General features: G+C 32.7%; 13 protein-coding genes. 7 read left to right on the top strand and 6 right to left on the bottom strand.

The genetic code is table 11. From position 1 onward, the window contains the following. The first annotated feature begins 84 nt into the window (after positions 1–84). From WBG07_RS15390 to WBG07_RS15375, 4 genes are all read left to right on the top strand, one after another. Positions 85–1,308, top strand: a complete 1,224-nt coding sequence (locus WBG07_RS15390) for a S41 family peptidase (protein ID WP_340202456.1) — start codon at positions 85–87, stop codon at positions 1,306–1,308. Positions 1,309–1,426: 118 nt separating this feature from the next. After that, positions 1,427–2,227, top strand: coding sequence for a PhzF family phenazine biosynthesis protein (locus tag WBG07_RS15385; RefSeq protein ID WP_340202454.1), 801 nt, complete (start codon positions 1,427–1,429; stop codon positions 2,225–2,227). A gap of 181 nt (positions 2,228–2,408) precedes the next feature. Continuing rightward, positions 2,409–3,494 carry a helix-turn-helix domain-containing protein gene (locus tag WBG07_RS15380; RefSeq protein ID WP_340202452.1) on the top strand — a complete coding sequence of 362 codons (1,086 nt, stop codon included), beginning with the start codon at positions 2,409–2,411 and terminating at the stop codon, positions 3,492–3,494. Positions 3,495–3,599: 105 nt separating this feature from the next. Continuing rightward, positions 3,600–4,520, top strand: coding sequence for a hypothetical protein (locus WBG07_RS15375; RefSeq protein WP_340202450.1), 921 nt, complete (start codon positions 3,600–3,602; stop codon positions 4,518–4,520). Between the two features lie 126 nt (positions 4,521–4,646). Here WBG07_RS15375 and WBG07_RS15370 read toward each other — a convergent pair whose 3' ends face one another. The 3 genes from WBG07_RS15370 to WBG07_RS15360 all read right to left on the bottom strand — a co-directional run bounded on the left by WBG07_RS15370 (position 4,647) and on the right by WBG07_RS15360 (position 6,574). Further along, complete coding sequence (locus tag WBG07_RS15370) at positions 4,647–5,312, bottom strand: HAD family hydrolase (protein WP_340202448.1); 666 nt, start codon at positions 5,310–5,312, stop codon at positions 4,647–4,649. 227 nt (positions 5,313–5,539) lie between these two features. Beyond that, on the bottom strand, positions 5,540–5,878 hold the full coding sequence (locus WBG07_RS15365; RefSeq protein ID WP_340202446.1) for a DUF4870 domain-containing protein: 339 nt from the start codon (positions 5,876–5,878) through the stop codon (positions 5,540–5,542). Between the two features lie 195 nt (positions 5,879–6,073). Then, a complete protein-coding gene (locus tag WBG07_RS15360) occupies positions 6,074–6,574 on the bottom strand; it encodes a Dps family protein (protein ID WP_340202444.1) in 501 nt (166 codons plus the stop codon). Between the two features lie 194 nt (positions 6,575–6,768). On the opposite strand from WBG07_RS15360, the gene mnmE reads away from it, so the two are divergent. From mnmE to WBG07_RS15345, 3 genes are all read left to right on the top strand, one after another. Further along, the gene (mnmE, locus tag WBG07_RS15355) at positions 6,769–8,181 is read left to right on the top strand and encodes a tRNA uridine-5-carboxymethylaminomethyl(34) synthesis GTPase MnmE (protein WP_340202442.1); all 1,413 of its coding nucleotides are present in this window, start codon (positions 6,769–6,771) and stop codon (positions 8,179–8,181) included. Positions 8,182–8,193: 12 nt separating this feature from the next. After that, the gene (locus WBG07_RS15350) at positions 8,194–8,571 is read left to right on the top strand and encodes a DUF423 domain-containing protein (protein WP_340202441.1); all 378 of its coding nucleotides are present in this window, start codon (positions 8,194–8,196) and stop codon (positions 8,569–8,571) included. Between the two features lie 537 nt (positions 8,572–9,108). Then, positions 9,109–12,252, top strand: coding sequence for a glycoside hydrolase family 2 TIM barrel-domain containing protein (locus tag WBG07_RS15345; protein ID WP_340202439.1), 3,144 nt, complete (start codon positions 9,109–9,111; stop codon positions 12,250–12,252). A 258-nt stretch (positions 12,253–12,510) separates the two neighbouring features. Here WBG07_RS15345 and WBG07_RS15340 read toward each other — a convergent pair whose 3' ends face one another. The 3 genes from WBG07_RS15340 to WBG07_RS15330 form a co-directional block, all read right to left on the bottom strand. Then, positions 12,511–13,398: a glycoside hydrolase family 17 protein gene (locus WBG07_RS15340; protein WP_340202437.1), complete on the bottom strand. Its 888-nt coding sequence runs from the start codon at positions 13,396–13,398 to the stop codon at positions 12,511–12,513. A 231-nt stretch (positions 13,399–13,629) separates the two neighbouring features. Next, complete coding sequence (locus WBG07_RS15335; protein WP_340202435.1) at positions 13,630–15,195, bottom strand: MFS transporter; 1,566 nt, start codon at positions 15,193–15,195, stop codon at positions 13,630–13,632. A 22-nt stretch (positions 15,196–15,217) separates the two neighbouring features. Then, positions 15,218–16,708, bottom strand: coding sequence for a glycoside hydrolase family 30 protein (locus WBG07_RS15330; RefSeq protein WP_340202433.1), 1,491 nt, complete (start codon positions 16,706–16,708; stop codon positions 15,218–15,220). Position 16,709 lies beyond the last annotated feature (1 nt).

Here is a 16,709-nt window from a genome sequence, read left to right as displayed (position 1 = left end):
GGCAAATCTACCTATTATTAAGTAATTTCACGGTATCAATTATCTATACATAATTATTGTTTTGAATAAAGATTATACTGCGAAATGAAGAAACCATTTTTGATATTAGTGATACTATTTACTTTTTCTATTGGGTTTTCACAGAGTAAGACGGTAGAAAAAGATAGAATTATAGAAGATTTAAATGAAATTATACAAAATCTATCTCGGTATTATATCTATTTGGAAGAAAAAAATGTAGACCTAAACTGTATAAAGACTCATTATCAAAAAAGAATAGATACCCTCAAAACAGAAGAAGATACGGTACTTTTTTTTGAATACTTACTGGATGAATTTTACGATAATCATCTTACGCTTACTACCCATAGAAATTCTTCTTTTAGACTGTTTGCACCTATCTATACTGTTTTTGAAAATGGTAAATGGATAATTTCGCAGGTTTGGCAAACAAACATTGAAAAGTTACCTTACAATTTAATAGATGCCGAAATCATTAAAATTAATGATATAGACTTTCAGATTGCTATAGAGAATTTCCCAACATGCTGTCAGGATAAAAAAAATAAAGAAGTAAGAGAATGGATCGCTAACAAGACTTTGGCAGGTAGGTATAACAATAAAAGAGTAATCACTTTACGTTTATCTGACCTCCGAATAGTTAAACTTGATTTGGATCTTATCAAACTTAAAAATCATACAAAGCTACTCACATCAAAAATCATGAAAGATGTCGGAGTTATCAGAATTAATAATTCTCTAGGTAATGACAATCTGGTTACTGAATTTGATAAAGAATTAGGCAAGTTACTAGATACAAAAGGTATTATTATTGATTTAAGGAATACGGTATTTGGTGGAGATTCTTATGAGGCAAGAGGCATTATGAGTAGATTTATAAACGAGCCCAAACCTTATCAAAAACATTCATTCATAGCTACATCTCCAAACAACCCTAATATTGAGAGAAGTTGGGTAGAATACGTGACTCCCAGGCTAGAAACCTACAAAAAACCCATATTGATTTTAGTAGGTAGGTGGACAGGAAGTATGGGAGAAGGCCTCGCTATTGGATTTGAAGGTATGAAAAGAGGGCCAGTTGTGGGTACTAAAATGAGAAGGCTTGCAGGAGAAGTGTATGATTTTTCGTTTAAACATCAAAGATACAAGTATAAGATAGCTACCACCAAATTGTTTCATTTAAATGGTACTCTTAGGGAAGATTATATACCAACTCATTATATCAAACAAACAACCACTCAAAGAGATGAGATATTGGAAAAAGCGATAAAATTAATTATCAAATAACAATATGCAAACTCACTTAAACATCGAAATAGTTGTAGCAGAGATTTACTGGTATAAAATCTAGATTGTGTTATAAGCTATCTAACAAATGAACTCCCCAAATAAAAAAACATAAATTATGATTTATACGAATAAAATATACCATGTAGATGCCTTTACCAAAAAACCTTTTAAAGGCAACCCTGCTGGAGTCATGATTATTGACCATTCTGTTACTGAAACATGGATGCAAAATATGGCAGCGGAAATGAATTTATCTGAAACCGCTTTCCTACTTCCATCAGATACTGGTTTTAATATTCGCTATTTCACACCTACTCATGAGGTACCGCTGTGTGGTCACGCCACCTTAGCAAGTGCACACATTGTTTATGAGTTAGGATTGACCTCTAAATCAAAACCAATCTTATTTAAGGCAAAAGAAGCGAATTTATCTGTTGAGAGAAATAATGATGCCTTAGTTATGGATTTTCCTAAGTACCCTTTGACTAAAATTGCTACCCCTTTTCAATTTAAAAATATGATAGGTTTTGAGCCATTGGAAGTTTATGCAAGTAGTTATGATTGGATTATTGCAGTAGCCAATGATGAAAATGAAATTCTATCTGCCCTACCCGATTTTGATTTAATAAAGAAAAGTAGATTAGGACATCTAATGATCACAGCAAAAAGCGATGAAGATGAGATTGATTTTGTAGTAAGATGTTTTGCACCATCCTTAGGAATAGATGAAGATCCTGTAACAGGATCAGCCCATTGCGCTTTAACGCCTTTATGGGCAGAAAAGTTAGATAAAAAAGATATGCATTCTTTACAACTTTCTAAACGCACAGGAAGATTGCAAGTAGGATTAAGAGATAATAGGGTACAAATCATGGGACATGCTGTTACTATTTTTGAAGCATCTCTGAAGATCTAATGCCTTGACTTATCAAAATTCAATAACTAGCCTGATTATAATAAAAAAGAAATCCCACTTTTACTATTCATGATAATTTTATTAGTGCTTTAAGAACTATGAAATTTTAGAATATTTTTCTATCAAAGTAACCGGATACTTACGCTTAACAAATATATTTGTTATATCATACTATATCAATATGAACGACTGGGTTTCTATACTGTTATTGCTAGGCGTTATCCAAGGGTTTTTTCTAAGCATTTTTTTGCCAAAGCATCATCATGGAAATAAAACTTCAAACAAAGAACTTTCTATATTGCTATTTGTTAGCACTTTATCTTTGCTTATTTATTTATTAACGGTGGTATACCAAATATTGCCTTTTCATACGATTGCTTTTATAGATTCTTTAGCATTTTTATTTGGACCTTTCATCTATAATTACTTTAAAGCCTTCCTATTTCCTAACTCAAAAACTAGATTAGTAAACAGCTACTATTTTATCCCTGCTGCTTTACACGTTATATACGGAATAACTTTCTTCTTACCTATATGGTCTCCTACTTCAAATTTTTTGAGAATAGAATGGTTTTTTATCTTTCCATTTTTAATTGCATGGACATTATATTATTTTGTCAAAACAGTAGTGCTGCTGCTACGGTTTAAGAAAAATGCGAAAAGTACAGTTTCTTTCAAACCTAAGGTCTGGTATCTTTCCATCTTTTTAATAGGTCTGTTATTGGGCGACCTTATTTCTATTTTATTTGCTCTTGATTTTTTCTTTGGAGTTACTATATTTCCATTTACGAAACTTTATATTGGCTGGATCATTATTCCATTTTTAATCTATCTCGTGTCTTATATCAGTTTAAATAAACCAGAGATTCTAAACATTCCTTATCAACTAAAGAAATTGCCTGTAAAAGAAAATTCCAAAGAAGAAATAAGACAATTAAAGATGTTATTGGAAAAAACCATTTCAGAGAATCAACTTTACCTAAATCCTACACTTTCTCTTCAGGAACTTGCCTCTGAAATTGGAATTGGTGCTACCAAATTATCCAATTTGATCAACTCTCATTATCATCAGAATTTTTATGATTTTGTCAATTCGTATCGATTGAAGCACTTTATAGAAAAATTGAAAAATCAAGAACATAAAGAGCATACTCTTCTTGGATTAGCTTACGAAGTAGGATTCAATTCTAAGACCACCTTTAATAAGTCTTTTAAACAAGTATATCAATGTACACCGAGTCAATATGTGAATCAAATAGCCTCATAAGCGCCTAAATCTGTTATTATTTGGTTCGTTTGCATGTACACGAACGTTCATAAAGAATTAGCTCTCTACTATTGCAGAAGTATTAACCAAATAAATATTTCTACAATGAAAGCAAATTCTTATTTTCTAAAAACCACAACAGTAATAACCATTGTTATCTTGTTATTTACAAGTTGCATTAATGACTTTTCAGGATCTACACAACCCAAAGACGAAACTATAGATCGTTTAAATGAAATTCTAGTAGACTTTGGGGTTACAGAAGAAGAAAAAGATGCAGAAGGGCACGCAGCTTTATATCTATCTGAGTCTTCAACCATAAATTTTGTGCTAAAAAATTATGGAGCTCCTAACATCTTAAGTTTGACAAGAGATCAATGGATAGGTTTTTTTACTAGCTGGGACTATGAATATTTCCCAATATACAGCGGTATTAATTTTGTCGTAAAAAAAGGAATGGCAGCAGATAGCCATTCGTTTCAAGGATTTCGAGATGGAGAACCAGATTTATTCGGAAACGATATTTTTGTATATATTCAAACACCAGATGATTGGAAAATACTAAATCTTTCCTCTACGGTGACATTCCCAGATGACACCACAAATTATGAAAATTTAGGACCTATAGAAGAAGTGCCAGAAACCGTATTTTATAATTTTGAACAAGCATTTAAAGACAATAATTTAGAATTATTTGAAAGTCTGTTTGTAAGCAATACGGCACCCTGTTTTAGATTTAAAACCCTTTTTCAAGATCAATACAGCAATGAAAAACATAGTGCAGCAGCATTTTTTGAAACGCTAGATACCAGTAATTCTAATCTTCAGATTGACTTTAAAAATTTCAAGATTGATATAGAAGATCAATTTACAGCCTTACTATCGGCAAAATATACGATCAAAAAAGATGGTCTATTTCTTGAAAAAGGACAGATTCTTTCAACATTAGTTGCTACTCCTGATCAAGGTTGGAAAATCTCTACTGTACTTTTTTCAATTGACAAAAGTTTTGCAGTTCTTCCTTAAAAATATAGCAACGTAATGGCTGCTATAAAACTATATAGAACCATTAATATAAGAAACAAAAAGACGTAGTTTGTACCTGCGTCTTTTGTTATGTGACTTAACGGTATAAAAAAACTCAATCAGATATTATAGCAAATCTAAGATTTCAGTCAAACTATGAATTTTATGTTTCGGTAAATACGCTTTGGGAAGCGTAAAATTCTGTTGATGGACGTTACTGCCGTTATCCAGCAAACAAATTGTAGTCCATCCTAGTTTATTGGCAGTAACAAAGTCTTTCTTTGTGTTATCACCAATATAAAAATAATTGGCTGTTGGATACTTTTTCATGAAGTGTTGATAGTTGCGCTCATCTGGTTTTTCAGAGCCAAACTCTTCTGAAATTAAAATATCTTTTGTATAGTTTTCTAATTCAAGTACCTTGATCTTATTACGTTGTTGTATACTTCTACCATCTGTCATTATTCCCATTGAAATCCCTAATTCCTTTAAACTATTTAAAACATGTTTTCCCTCATTTGATAGCTTTATACTAGGAACATGATTTCTATACATCTTCAGAAGAAGGTCAGTTTCTAAATAGGCTGTTTCATATTTTTCTAGCACTAATTTGAATGCGTTTTCACCATTTTGATACCAATCAAGCATTTCCTGAAGAATCTCAAGGTGAGACACTCCAATCTTAGATTCTAAAAAAATAGCAATTTCTTTATAGGCAGATTGCAAATATTCTAGTTCCTTATATAGCGTATCATCAAGGTCAAAAACCACCGTTTGTAGCCTATTCATCATACGGATAAGAAGATTGGTTTATAAGACATTCTTGTGAGGACGTATTTTAATTTATTTAAGGGAATTTAATTCTAAATACAAGATACTCTTAAAACTAAAAAAAGGAAAATTGTTTTATAACTATTTTGACAAAAAGTTAAGTAACCCAATTTACTGTATACTAACTACAAAGCCCTAATAGATTTTCTATCAGGGCTTTATAATTAAATACACTTTTTAAAATATAATTACGAAATAATTCTTATTGATAATGGGTAATTGGGTGCATCTCCATTGCTCGCTCTTATGGCATTTACAATAGGAAAAATAAAACAAAATATCCCTATAAATAACAGTCCTAAAAGACCTAAACCAAATAATAAGATTAGTGGCACACAAATTAATGCATAGATAAACATACTTATTTGAAAATTTATAATAGATTTTCCATGTTCATCCATCGCTAGTATCTTATCGCGTTGTGTAAGCCATAAAATAAGTGGTACTATAAAACCTCCAAAACCGGTGATTACATCCAGTAATTGAGTTAAATGGGTAATAACAAGTACTTGTTTGTCGTTTTTCATGATTAATGATTTTTTGATTGATACTAATAAGACGTACAGAATTTGCTTTTGTTACATAAAAAAAGTCCGAATTTATATCCGGACTTGGTACCTATTTTAAAATACTATAATAAGCTTAGAAATGGTATTTTGCCTTTTCACCAACTAATTTTACTATTTTACTAATAGGCCTATTTCTAATTTATGAGATGTGAATTATGACATAGAAGGTTTCATCATAAATTCAGTAGTTTTCATTCTCCATGCGTCTAGCATCCAGGAAGTTTTTTCTAGTTCACGAATATAGGCTCCGATCAAATCAATAGTACCTTCATCATTCGCATCTCCAGCAGTGGCTACAATTTTTCTCATTTGCTTTAAAATGCTTCCATGGTCTTTCAATAGAATTTCTACCATTTCACTATCACTAATGGTTGCATTTGATTCTTCCAAATTGGAGAGCTTCAAATATTCAGAATAATTACTGATAGGTTGAAAACGTAAAGTTAATATCCGTTCTGCTATTTCATCGATTTTTATTTTTGCTTCATCGTATAATTCTTCAAACTTATCGTGTAAATCAAAAAAGTTTTTTCCTAAAATATTCCAATGAAAATTTCTTAATTTTTGATAATACATATGATAGTCTGCTAATAATATATTGAGTTCTACTACTGTTTTTTCTGTTTTACTTTGATCTAAATTCAAATAGTTCATATGTTGTTTTAAAGTTTTAAATTAATAATTCATTTGCTACATAGTAAGGAATGAAAGCTTTCAAGTCAAATATTCAGCAGGGTTTATAGATAGTTTAACATCTAGATGCTCAAATGTTAAAGGCTGTTAAAAGCAGTTTTCATAATCACTTTACTTTGCACTTCAATTTGTACTTTTGCAAAAATTAAAAACCTATGGTGAAAGATACCATTGTAGCTTTGGCTACTCCTTCTGGTGCAGGAGCCATTGCGGTACTAAGAGTATCGGGAAAAGATGCTTTAAACATTGTTGCCTCCATTTTTCGTTCCTGCAGCGGAAAAGACTTGTTAATACAACATACGCATACACTTCATTTAGGACATATCTTAGATGGAACACGTGTACTAGATGAAGTTTTGGTCTCACTTTTTCTAGATACCAAATCATATACCGGAGAGCCAACAGTAGAAATATCATGCCATGGCTCCTCTTATATTCAACAAGAAATAATTCAGTTACTCCTTAGAAAAGGTTGCCGAATGGCTAATGCGGGAGAGTTTACCCTTCGTGCATTTCTCAATGGAAAAATGGATCTCAGTCAGGCCGAAGCTGTAGCAGACTTGATTGCTTCTGATACAGAGGCTTCTCATCAAATTGCAATGCAACAAATGCGCGGAGGATTTAGCAATGAAATTAAAAAACTTAGAGAAGAACTTCTCAACTTTGCCTCCCTTATTGAGCTAGAATTAGATTTTGCCGAAGAAGATGTAGAATTTGCCAATCGAGAACAATTCACCTCCCTGCTTCTGCGTATAGAAGTTGTTCTAAAAAAGCTAATAGATTCATTTGCGGTTGGAAACGTTCTTAAAAATGGGATTCCAGTAGCTATTGTGGGGGAACCCAATGTAGGTAAATCTACGTTGCTCAATACGCTACTTAATGAAGAAAGGGCCATTGTAAGTGATGTAGCGGGAACAACGCGAGATACCATAGAAGATGAAATTAGCATAGGAGGCATAGGTTTCCGATTTATTGACACCGCAGGTATAAGAGACACTAAAGATATCGTGGAAACCATAGGCATTAAAAAAACGTTTGAAAAAATAGATCAGGCTCAAGTAGTGGTCTTGCTTTTAAATGCAGAAGCTTCTGGTAAGAACACTGAAAAATTAAAAACTGAGATTGAGAATATTCATCATAAGCATCCACTTAAACCATTAATTGTTATTGCTAATAAAATTGATTTGCTGTCTCCTGAGGATAAAAATCAAGTTGAAAGTCTTTTGAAAGAACTTACCCAGGAACGTGCTAAGTTTAATTATTTACTTCTTTCTGCTAAAACCAAAGAGGGTGTTGATACTTTAAAAAATTATTTGCTTGAGCTAGTTAATACTGGTTCGCTTCGCTCTAGCGAAACTATAGTTACCAATAGCCGTCATTATGATGCATTATTGAAAGCATTGGAAGAAATTCAAAAGGTACAGGAAGGTATGAATATGGGTGTAAGTGGTGATTTATTAGCGATTGATATAAGACAGGCTTTATATCATTTTGGAGAAATTACCGGAGAAATTACCAGTGATGATTTATTGGGTAATATTTTTGCTAATTTTTGTATTGGGAAGTAAAAAATTAAATTAATGACACAACAACTAGTACTTATAATAGGGGGTCTCTTTGGGGCCTTAGCAATTGTTTTAGGCGCCTTTGGCGCGCATGCTTTAAAAAAAAGATTTACACCAGATCTCATGCAAAGTTTTGAAACTGGAGTAAAATACCAAATGTATCATGCTTTAGTTTTGCTTATCCTAGGTTTTAACTTGAATCTAGATACATCCCTTGAACGAACCATTGCTTGGTTCTTGATTATAGGTACTGTTTTATTTTCTTTTAGCATCTATGGGCTTTGTATCTCTGCTTCTCTAGGAAAAAAGATTAAATTACTTGGTCCCATCACTCCGTTAGGTGGTTTGTGTTTATTGATAGGTTGGATTTTAGTCGTAGCTAGGTTTTTATAATAAAAAATCTATTTTCTTGCTTTTCCAAAAAGAAAAATATTTTATTTAAATGGCTGGGATTTAGGAAAAAGAAAAGGTTTTAATAATTCCATTTGGAAAAAAGAAATTACTGTCCAGATGAATAAGTTAAAGTTACAGATGGCATTTTTCTATGTAAAGAGAAGGAGAGAAATCGTAAAAGGATTAACGGTTGATTAAAACTAGAAAACAAAGCAATATAGTGAGTACCTAACCTAAATTTCATCAACAACTTTTTCCTCTAAAAAAACAAATTGATCCAAAGAATCACTTTTATAACATAAACCCCACTTCTTATCTGAGCTTTGTTTAAGACAAAAGTAGACTTGCTACGGATGACTATCCCCTAAAAAACAGTAGCTTAATTGAAAATAGGGCTATTTTTATTTATAAAATGATATGGATACTTTTGGTATTATTTATAGTTTAAATCCCACTTATGACATTTTAAGTAGTCTTATCAAGAATTTATCCGACATTGGTGCTTTAAAATTAAATTGAATAAATATTAAAATACAAATGAAAAGTATCCATTATACCTTCCTATTCATCTTTATTATTTTAACCAATTTCGTTGATGCACAAAAAATAATGGATTGGGAGAATCCAAAGATAAATTCTATAAATACCGAAAAAGCTAGAGCTTCCTTTTATCACTATGATGCAAACTCTTTAAACAAATTCCCAGCAGATCTTTCAAACTACCAGAGTCTCAATGGGTTTTGGAAGTTTAATTGGGTAGCGAAGCCATCAGAAAGACCTAAATATTTTTATAAAGATAGTTATGATGTATCTAAATGGGATAGCTTGGTTGTTCCATCTAATTGGCAAATGCATGGTTACGGAAATCCTATTTATACCCATATTAATTATTCTTTTCCAAAAAATGCGCCTGAAATACCACATGACAACAATCCGGTAGGGAGTTATAAAAGAACATTTTCTGTTCCAACAGATTGGAACGGCAAAAATATATTTGTCCATTTCGGTGCAGTTAGCTCTGCTTATTATGTATGGGTAAATGGTAAAAAGGTAGGCTATAAAGAGGGTTCTAAAACTCCTGGAGAATTTAATATTACAAAATTTATTGAACCAGGAAAGAATACTATTGCGGTTGAAGTATACAGATGGTGTGATGGATCTTATTTTGAAGATCAAGATTTTTGGAAAGTTAGCGGCATAGAGAGGGATGTTTATGTATACGCAACAAATAAAATCTACATTCAAGATTTAAAGGTGAATGCTTCTTTAGATAAATCAAACTACAAAGAAGGACTTATTAACATGGAACTTGCTCTAAAGAATACTACTGGCAAAGATCAGGTGTTGAAAATTGAAATTAAAGTGCTTGATGTAAATCGTGTGGTTACCTCCGGATCTAAGAAAATAACAGCCTCTAAAGACGAGCAGCACAATTTTAATTTCTCTGATGAATATTTAACTGTAACCCCTTGGTCTACGGAGACTCCTGAACTTTATGATCTCCAGATCGTGGTTAAAGATGATAAAGGAGATCAACTAGATGCAACCAAAATCCGTATTGGTTTTAGAACTATTGAAATAGGCAATGGTCAACTTTTAGTTAATGGGCAACCTATTTTGTTAAAGGGAGTAAATAGACATGAACATGACCCTAAAAATGGACATGTACTTTCACAGGAAAGTATGCTTGAAGATATTAAAGACTTTAAAAAATATAATATCAATGCAGTAAGAACTGCACATTATCCAAACGATCCATTGTGGTATGAACTATGCGATCAATATGGCATTTTTGTAATAGATGAGGCTAATCTTAAATCTAACGATTATGGCCTAGATTCTATTAATGTTACCTTCAGGAAAGACTTTGAGCAAATGCATCTAGATAGAATAGAACAAATGGTAAGAAGAGATGTCAATCATCCATCAATTATTCTATGGTCTCTTGGAAACACAACAGATGCAGACACCCATTATTTAAATGCGTACAAATGGCTTAAAAATTTTGATAGCACCCGTCCTGTCCATTATGAAAGTGCTGACAAGCCAGAGGTTGAAAATAACAGCAGAAATACAGACGTTATTAGCCGGGTGTATTATGATCAAGACAAAAAAATTATAGATTATTTTGATCTGGATAGTCAAAAACCTAAAGAAGAGCAACGTCCATTTATTTGGTTTACCTATGGTAATTCTATGGGCAACGCGAGCGGTCACTTTAAAGATTATTGGGAATGGATAAGAAGTAACCCAAAAGCGCAAGGAGGTTTTATTTCTCATTGGATAGATCAAGGTTTAGAAAAAAAGAATCCATCTGGTGAAATTTATTATAAATATGGAGGTGATTTTGATTCCGAAAAAATATGGAATGACAATAACTTTTTCGCTAAAGGCTTAATGACGGCAGATAGAACTCCTCACCCAAGTCTTTATGAGGTGCAAAAAGTATATCAGAATATTCAATTTTCACAAAAAAATGCCACACTATACCAAATCTTTAATGAGAATTTCTTCCTGTCTACAGAAGATTTAATCTTTACAGTTGAATTGATTGAAAACGGTAAAAAAATATATAGTACGGTATTAAACATCAATACAATACAGCCTCAGCAAAAAGAACTGGTTAGTTTTGATTTTAATTATGACAAAGATCCACTTAAAGAGTATCTTGTTAATTTTTACGCACATACTACAAAAGATTCTCCGTTTATAAAAAAGGGAAGTTTAATAGCCTCAGAACAGTTTTTATATAAAGAAGCAACTCCTTTACCCCCTAAAGGAAAAGAAAAACTTGAATTTTCTGAAGATGAAAAAAAGTTTTTTGTAAAAGTTCAGAATCTAGAATATACATTTAGCAAAACTGGGTTCGGATTAGTAAGCATTAAAAAAGATGGATTAGAAATGTTACAAGAACCTGTTAAAATGAATTTTTGGAGAGCTCCTACTGATCAGGATTTTGACACTTGGAAATTACAGGATTCATTAGGTAGTGACTATTTTAAATGGAGAACAGCAGCAGAAAAGTATGATTCAACATCTGTAGAAAAAAAGGAAGAAGCTAAAAAGTATATTTCATTCACATATAAACAATTTTATAAGGAGATTAAGGCTGTAAATAGAATAGACTATGTAATTCATTTTGATGGAAGATTGGAAGTAAAGTGTAAGTTGATACCGAGAAATATTAAGGTTCTAAAGTTTATTCCGAGGTATGGAATGCAATTTGTTTTAAGAAATGAATTTGATCAGGTAAGTTATTATGGTAAAGGACCACATGAAAATTATGAAGATAGAAATACGAGTGCTTTTGTTGGTTACTATGAAAATAAGGTAGAAGATTTTTATGTTCCTTATGCAAGACCGCAAGAAAATGGATACCGAACAGAAACAAGATTTGTCTCTTTAAAAGATCAAAAAAACAGAGGACTAAAGTTTATGACAGATAAAACTTTTTCGTTTTCTGCACATCACAATCCTATTTCAGATTTTGACACAGGAAATATAAAAATGCAGCGATATTCTTTTGATATAAAACCTAAAGCGGCTGTCTGGTTACAAATTGATTACAAACAAACTGGAGTTGGTGGAGATAAAAGTTGGAGTGAATTCGTATTGGCTAATGAAAAATATAGAATAGACCCCACAAAATGTGAATATAGATTTACTATAAAACCATTTTAAAGATATTTTGAAACGGTTTTTTTCTATTTAAAAAAACGTGATCATGAAATAATCTTAACAAAAAAAAAATTATGATATTTTGATTCAATAATTCCCATTTTTGAATAGAAATACAATGAACTTAAGTAAAACAAAAATTGCATCAAACTGAACCGAATAATCATCTATTTTGGATGAAGTATTTCGATTATATTTGATGCAATTCTTTTAGTATAAAGGATGCTTTAATAAGCCAACAGCTCCTTTAATTTTCTTTTATTAAAACTTTAACTGCTCATCTTTATCCCATAGGCCCCAATAAGCTCCTACATCACCTTCGGCACCAACTTTCCAGGACTCATCAAAAGAAGAAAAATAGAAAATCTCAATATCTTCATCTTCTGACCATTTTTGGGTATTCATAAAATATTTCAAGGCATTTTCATAAGTTGGGTACGCCCCTTCCAGATTAGTTCCTTGACTCGGCCAACCTGTTTCTGATATGATCACTTTTTTTCCGTTTGCTGCACGAAGTGCACGTTGATACATATCCTTCATATAAAGCAATGAATAATCTAAATCGCAACCTTCCCAAAATGGATAACAATTTGCAAGTACTACATCACAAGCTTCCGTTACCTTAGGATGCTCTGTAAACTCGTAATAAGCATCTACATATCCTACAGGTATGTTTTTGATCTCTTTTTTTACTTGATAAATAAAGTCCAGCAATTCAGCTTCTGTCAAATCACCACGATAAAGTACTTCATTGCCTACGGCAGCTATATCTACATATCCTTGATTTGCTAGTTCTATAAGACCCTTTATCTCTTTCTTATTAATTTCTGAATCATCTCCTAACCAGGCACCCACCATTGTTTTAATACCGTACTCGTGAGCAATTCTTGGGATAGCTTCATTTCCATCCGTACATGAAAAAGAACGAATCCATTTGGTGTACGGTTGAATAATTTTCATTCTCCGGTGAATTTGTTCTTCAGACATTTGATCTCCCGGTTTTTGACCTTCCATATAAGGACTGAAACAAAGACCATGCATTCCATTTTCTAAAACTTTTCTGCTTAATATTTTGAGTTCTTCGGTTGTTTTACCTGCATAATCAAGCGATGCTAACGCTAGAAATTTTTCTTTTCTTCCTGAAGACATATTTTTTAACTATGTTTTTAATTGTTTTTGTTATTTCAAGTTTCTATCTTCCAACAACATCCACTTAATTTAGACGTTTTAATGAATCATCTAACGATGAAAGATAGAAGGTATTTTATTCTTAATTACTTAAATTATTAAAATCTTTTGTTTCATTGATATCGCATAGCGTTCCCTTTCATTTTTTTACTCCCATGAATTACTTAGACTCTGTATCAATAATTATGCTTATTAAAGCTCCCCTCTGCGTTCAACCAACATCTCTTTAATTTCTTTTGCGCGTTCTTCACTAAGACTATATTTCCACATTACCAGAATAGCCAGTGCCGCAGTAAATGAAGGAATTACTATATCTGCAATTCTAAGATTGTTCATGGTTTCCAGCGTTTGCTCAGTAACATTTGGATCAAATCCTACAATCTTTAAAATTAATCCTCCTAACACAAGTGCGATAGCTTGGCCCAATTTAACCATCCACCAATAGATGGCACCAAAAGTACCTTCTTTACGTGGCATCCCATTTTCTAATTCATCTAAATCGCACACATCCGCTGTCATAGACATCATCAACGTAAATAATCCACCCATTCCAAAAGCAAATAATGGAACTGGTGCAAATATAAGCCATGGAATTTCACTACCGGGATCTATGGTGAACCAAGACATTCCAATATCATTCAAGATAGGATTTAATGATTCAAAGAGAGAACCTACAGCAGAATTTAAGCCTTTACCAAATCCGGTTTCACTAAATTTACTATTCAGTTCTTTATCAAAGCCCCACCATTTCAAAAGATATCCAACAATAGACAAAGTTGTAGAGATTATAAAAGCCTTTTTCTTTCCCCATTTGCTCGCCATTTTTGAAATAATAGGAATAACTAAAAATGCAGTAATCATGGCATTTATTGTATTAAACCAAGCCGGCCAAGTACCTGCCAATTCATAACTACCATTGTACATGTAAAATACAATAATAAACACCCCAAATGCAGCTACAAGCTGAAACCCATTAAAAACCAAAAATGTGGCTCCACATAATTTCATGAAAGGTTTGTTTTTAGAAACTTGAACAATCCCTCTAAATAACTCCTTCATATTGGAGGCCAGTGTTTTGAATGTAATTTCTGTTCTATTCTCCATGTTTGCAGAATCAATTCCTTTACAAAACATTGCCGGAAGAATTCCAAATACTACACACATGGCTCCTACAATCAGGGCCATTGTTCTCACTCCTTCTGTTTGGGTATTAAATGTATTTGAGTCTGGAATAATAACATACAGCCAAGGAACAATCATCCAAGCAATTTGCCCCATACTGTTTGCAAAACTCATTAATCTTGTTCTTTCATTATAATCAGATGTCATTTCATATCCAAGTCCTACAAGTGGGGTTGCAAACATCGTATTACCCACAAGAAATAGAATTTGAACGATCATTACATGCCAAATAATATAGGTTTGTGAAGCATTGTCATCAAGCTGCCACATTAAAAAGAAGAGAACTCCACTTATTAGTGCACCAATAAAAATATAGGGTCTTCTACGTCCCCATCTTGATTTTGTGTTATCGGAAATAAAACCCATTATTGGGTCTGTTATAGCATCGAATATTCTTGGTAAACCACCCAAAAGTCCTGCCCAAAGAGGATCAACTCCCCAAGCTGTTAGTAAGAAAAATTGAATGAAAACACCTAGTGTACCAGGTAAAATATTCAATATAAAATGCCCTGCCCCAAATGCAGCTTTTTGGCCAACAGGAACTTTGTCTTTTGCAGCGGTTTTGTTTTGCGACATATCGATGTATTTAAGTTAGTTTTTAATTAGCAATTATAACAGTTTGCAGAGCCTCTGCACTTATTTGTAATTCTTTCATTTTGTCTCCTAGTGAAAGATGAATAGTTTTGGGTGTAGTACCTTGATTAAGCATTACAACAGTGATCGCTCCATCTGGATTTTTTGTGGCAGTTACCAGAAGTGATTCATCTGAATTTTCAAATCCTATTCTTTTAGCTCCAGGTCTTATATATTTGCTGAAATGAGACATTGTATAGTACAGAGGGGTAAAATATACTTCATCACTTTCTATATCTACAATTACGGGAGCAACACACCAATTTTTGAACCAATTAGGGCCTCCTTGCCTATCTAAAACCATATTCCAATCTATCCAACCATCTACCCAATTGTTAAGACAACCAATAATATCTCTAGCATACCTATATACAGGAACGTATTTTGGATGATACTTTTTATCTTCTTCTGGTGCCCAATCCCATCCCCAATCTGTTGCTTCTTTTGACCAGTACCAAGCGTCGTCTTGCCATTTTGGAACTTCTGCATCCACACAGGCTTCAGATTGAATTAGATGTTTATTAGGTGCTTTCTTATGGGCATATTGCAGCGCATCTGGAAATACTTCGTAAGTACTGGCATACCAATGAATGGCCGTACCATCGTAATACTTTGAAGTTCCTTCATTTTTATACATCGCATCTACCCAATGGTTCAAGTGTTCTCTATTTTGATCGTATCCCAGAATTTTCAACTCACCTTTTCCGTCGGCTTCTAATTTAGGTCCCAAGAAATTCTGAACAAAATGAGTCATTTCCTCAGCTGTAAAATGCATACTTTCCCAGTTACTATCATTCCCCAACGGTTCATTTTCTACTGTAAAGCCCCAAATATCAATTCCTTCTGCTTTGTATGCATCTATGTATTTAGAAAAAAATAGTGCCCAAGTATCATAATATTCAGGAAGTAGTTTTCCTCCACGCCATTCGTTATTATCTTTCATCCAAGGTGGTGCAGTCCAAGGGGAAGACAAGATTTTAAATCCATCTTTGGAGATTTTCATCGCATCTTGAATCATGGGTATGAGATCATTTTTATCCTCTTCAATTGAAAAATGAATTAATTCTTTGTCATCCTCTACGGGCGCATATGAATAATTACTCAATGAAAAATCACATGAATTCATATGAGTACGTGTCAAAGAATACTTGGCTCCTGTCTCTCCAAAATAAGCCTCTAAAATTTTGTTTCTATTTTGTTTACTAAGGTTATTTAATAAATATGCAGAAGCTTCAGTAAAAGACCCTCCAAATCCTGTAATTGTTTGAAATTCTTCTTGTGGTAATAACTTCACTTCTACAATTTCATCTGTACCAGAAAACGTTGTTATTTCGGTCATTTTATGACCTTCTGATGAAGTTTCATAAACTTTCACATTCAAAAGTTCGTTCTTATTGTCGCAGCTAGTTATCATTAAAAAAAGAAAAATATAAATAAACGGATTTCTTAATTTCATA

The sequence above is a fragment of the Ascidiimonas meishanensis genome (assembly GCF_037782385.1).
Taxonomy (GTDB): domain Bacteria; phylum Bacteroidota; class Bacteroidia; order Flavobacteriales; family Flavobacteriaceae; genus Ascidiimonas; species Ascidiimonas meishanensis.
Note: the sequence above shows the minus strand (reverse complement) of the source record. Positions and strands in the feature narration are given on the sequence as shown.

Coding starts and splice junctions, on each gene's coding strand:
- WBG07_RS15390 (WP_340202456.1), top strand. CDS start 85: ATGAAGAAACCATTTTTGATATTAGTGATACTATTTACTTTTTCTATT.
- WBG07_RS15385 (WP_340202454.1), top strand. CDS start 1,427: ATGATTTATACGAATAAAATATACCATGTAGATGCCTTTACCAAAAAA.
- WBG07_RS15380 (WP_340202452.1), top strand. CDS start 2,409: ATGAACGACTGGGTTTCTATACTGTTATTGCTAGGCGTTATCCAAGGG.
- WBG07_RS15375 (WP_340202450.1), top strand. CDS start 3,600: ATGAAAGCAAATTCTTATTTTCTAAAAACCACAACAGTAATAACCATT.
- WBG07_RS15370 (WP_340202448.1), bottom strand. CDS start 5,312: ATGATGAATAGGCTACAAACGGTGGTTTTTGACCTTGATGATACGCTA.
- WBG07_RS15365 (WP_340202446.1), bottom strand. CDS start 5,878: ATGAAAAACGACAAACAAGTACTTGTTATTACCCATTTAACTCAATTA.
- WBG07_RS15360 (WP_340202444.1), bottom strand. CDS start 6,574: ATGAACTATTTGAATTTAGATCAAAGTAAAACAGAAAAAACAGTAGTA.
- mnmE (WP_340202442.1), top strand. CDS start 6,769: ATGGTGAAAGATACCATTGTAGCTTTGGCTACTCCTTCTGGTGCAGGA.
- WBG07_RS15350 (WP_340202441.1), top strand. CDS start 8,194: ATGACACAACAACTAGTACTTATAATAGGGGGTCTCTTTGGGGCCTTA.
- WBG07_RS15345 (WP_340202439.1), top strand. CDS start 9,109: ATGAAAAGTATCCATTATACCTTCCTATTCATCTTTATTATTTTAACC.
- WBG07_RS15340 (WP_340202437.1), bottom strand. CDS start 13,398: ATGTCTTCAGGAAGAAAAGAAAAATTTCTAGCGTTAGCATCGCTTGAT.
- WBG07_RS15335 (WP_340202435.1), bottom strand. CDS start 15,195: ATGTCGCAAAACAAAACCGCTGCAAAAGACAAAGTTCCTGTTGGCCAA.
- WBG07_RS15330 (WP_340202433.1), bottom strand. CDS start 16,708: ATGAAATTAAGAAATCCGTTTATTTATATTTTTCTTTTTTTAATGATA.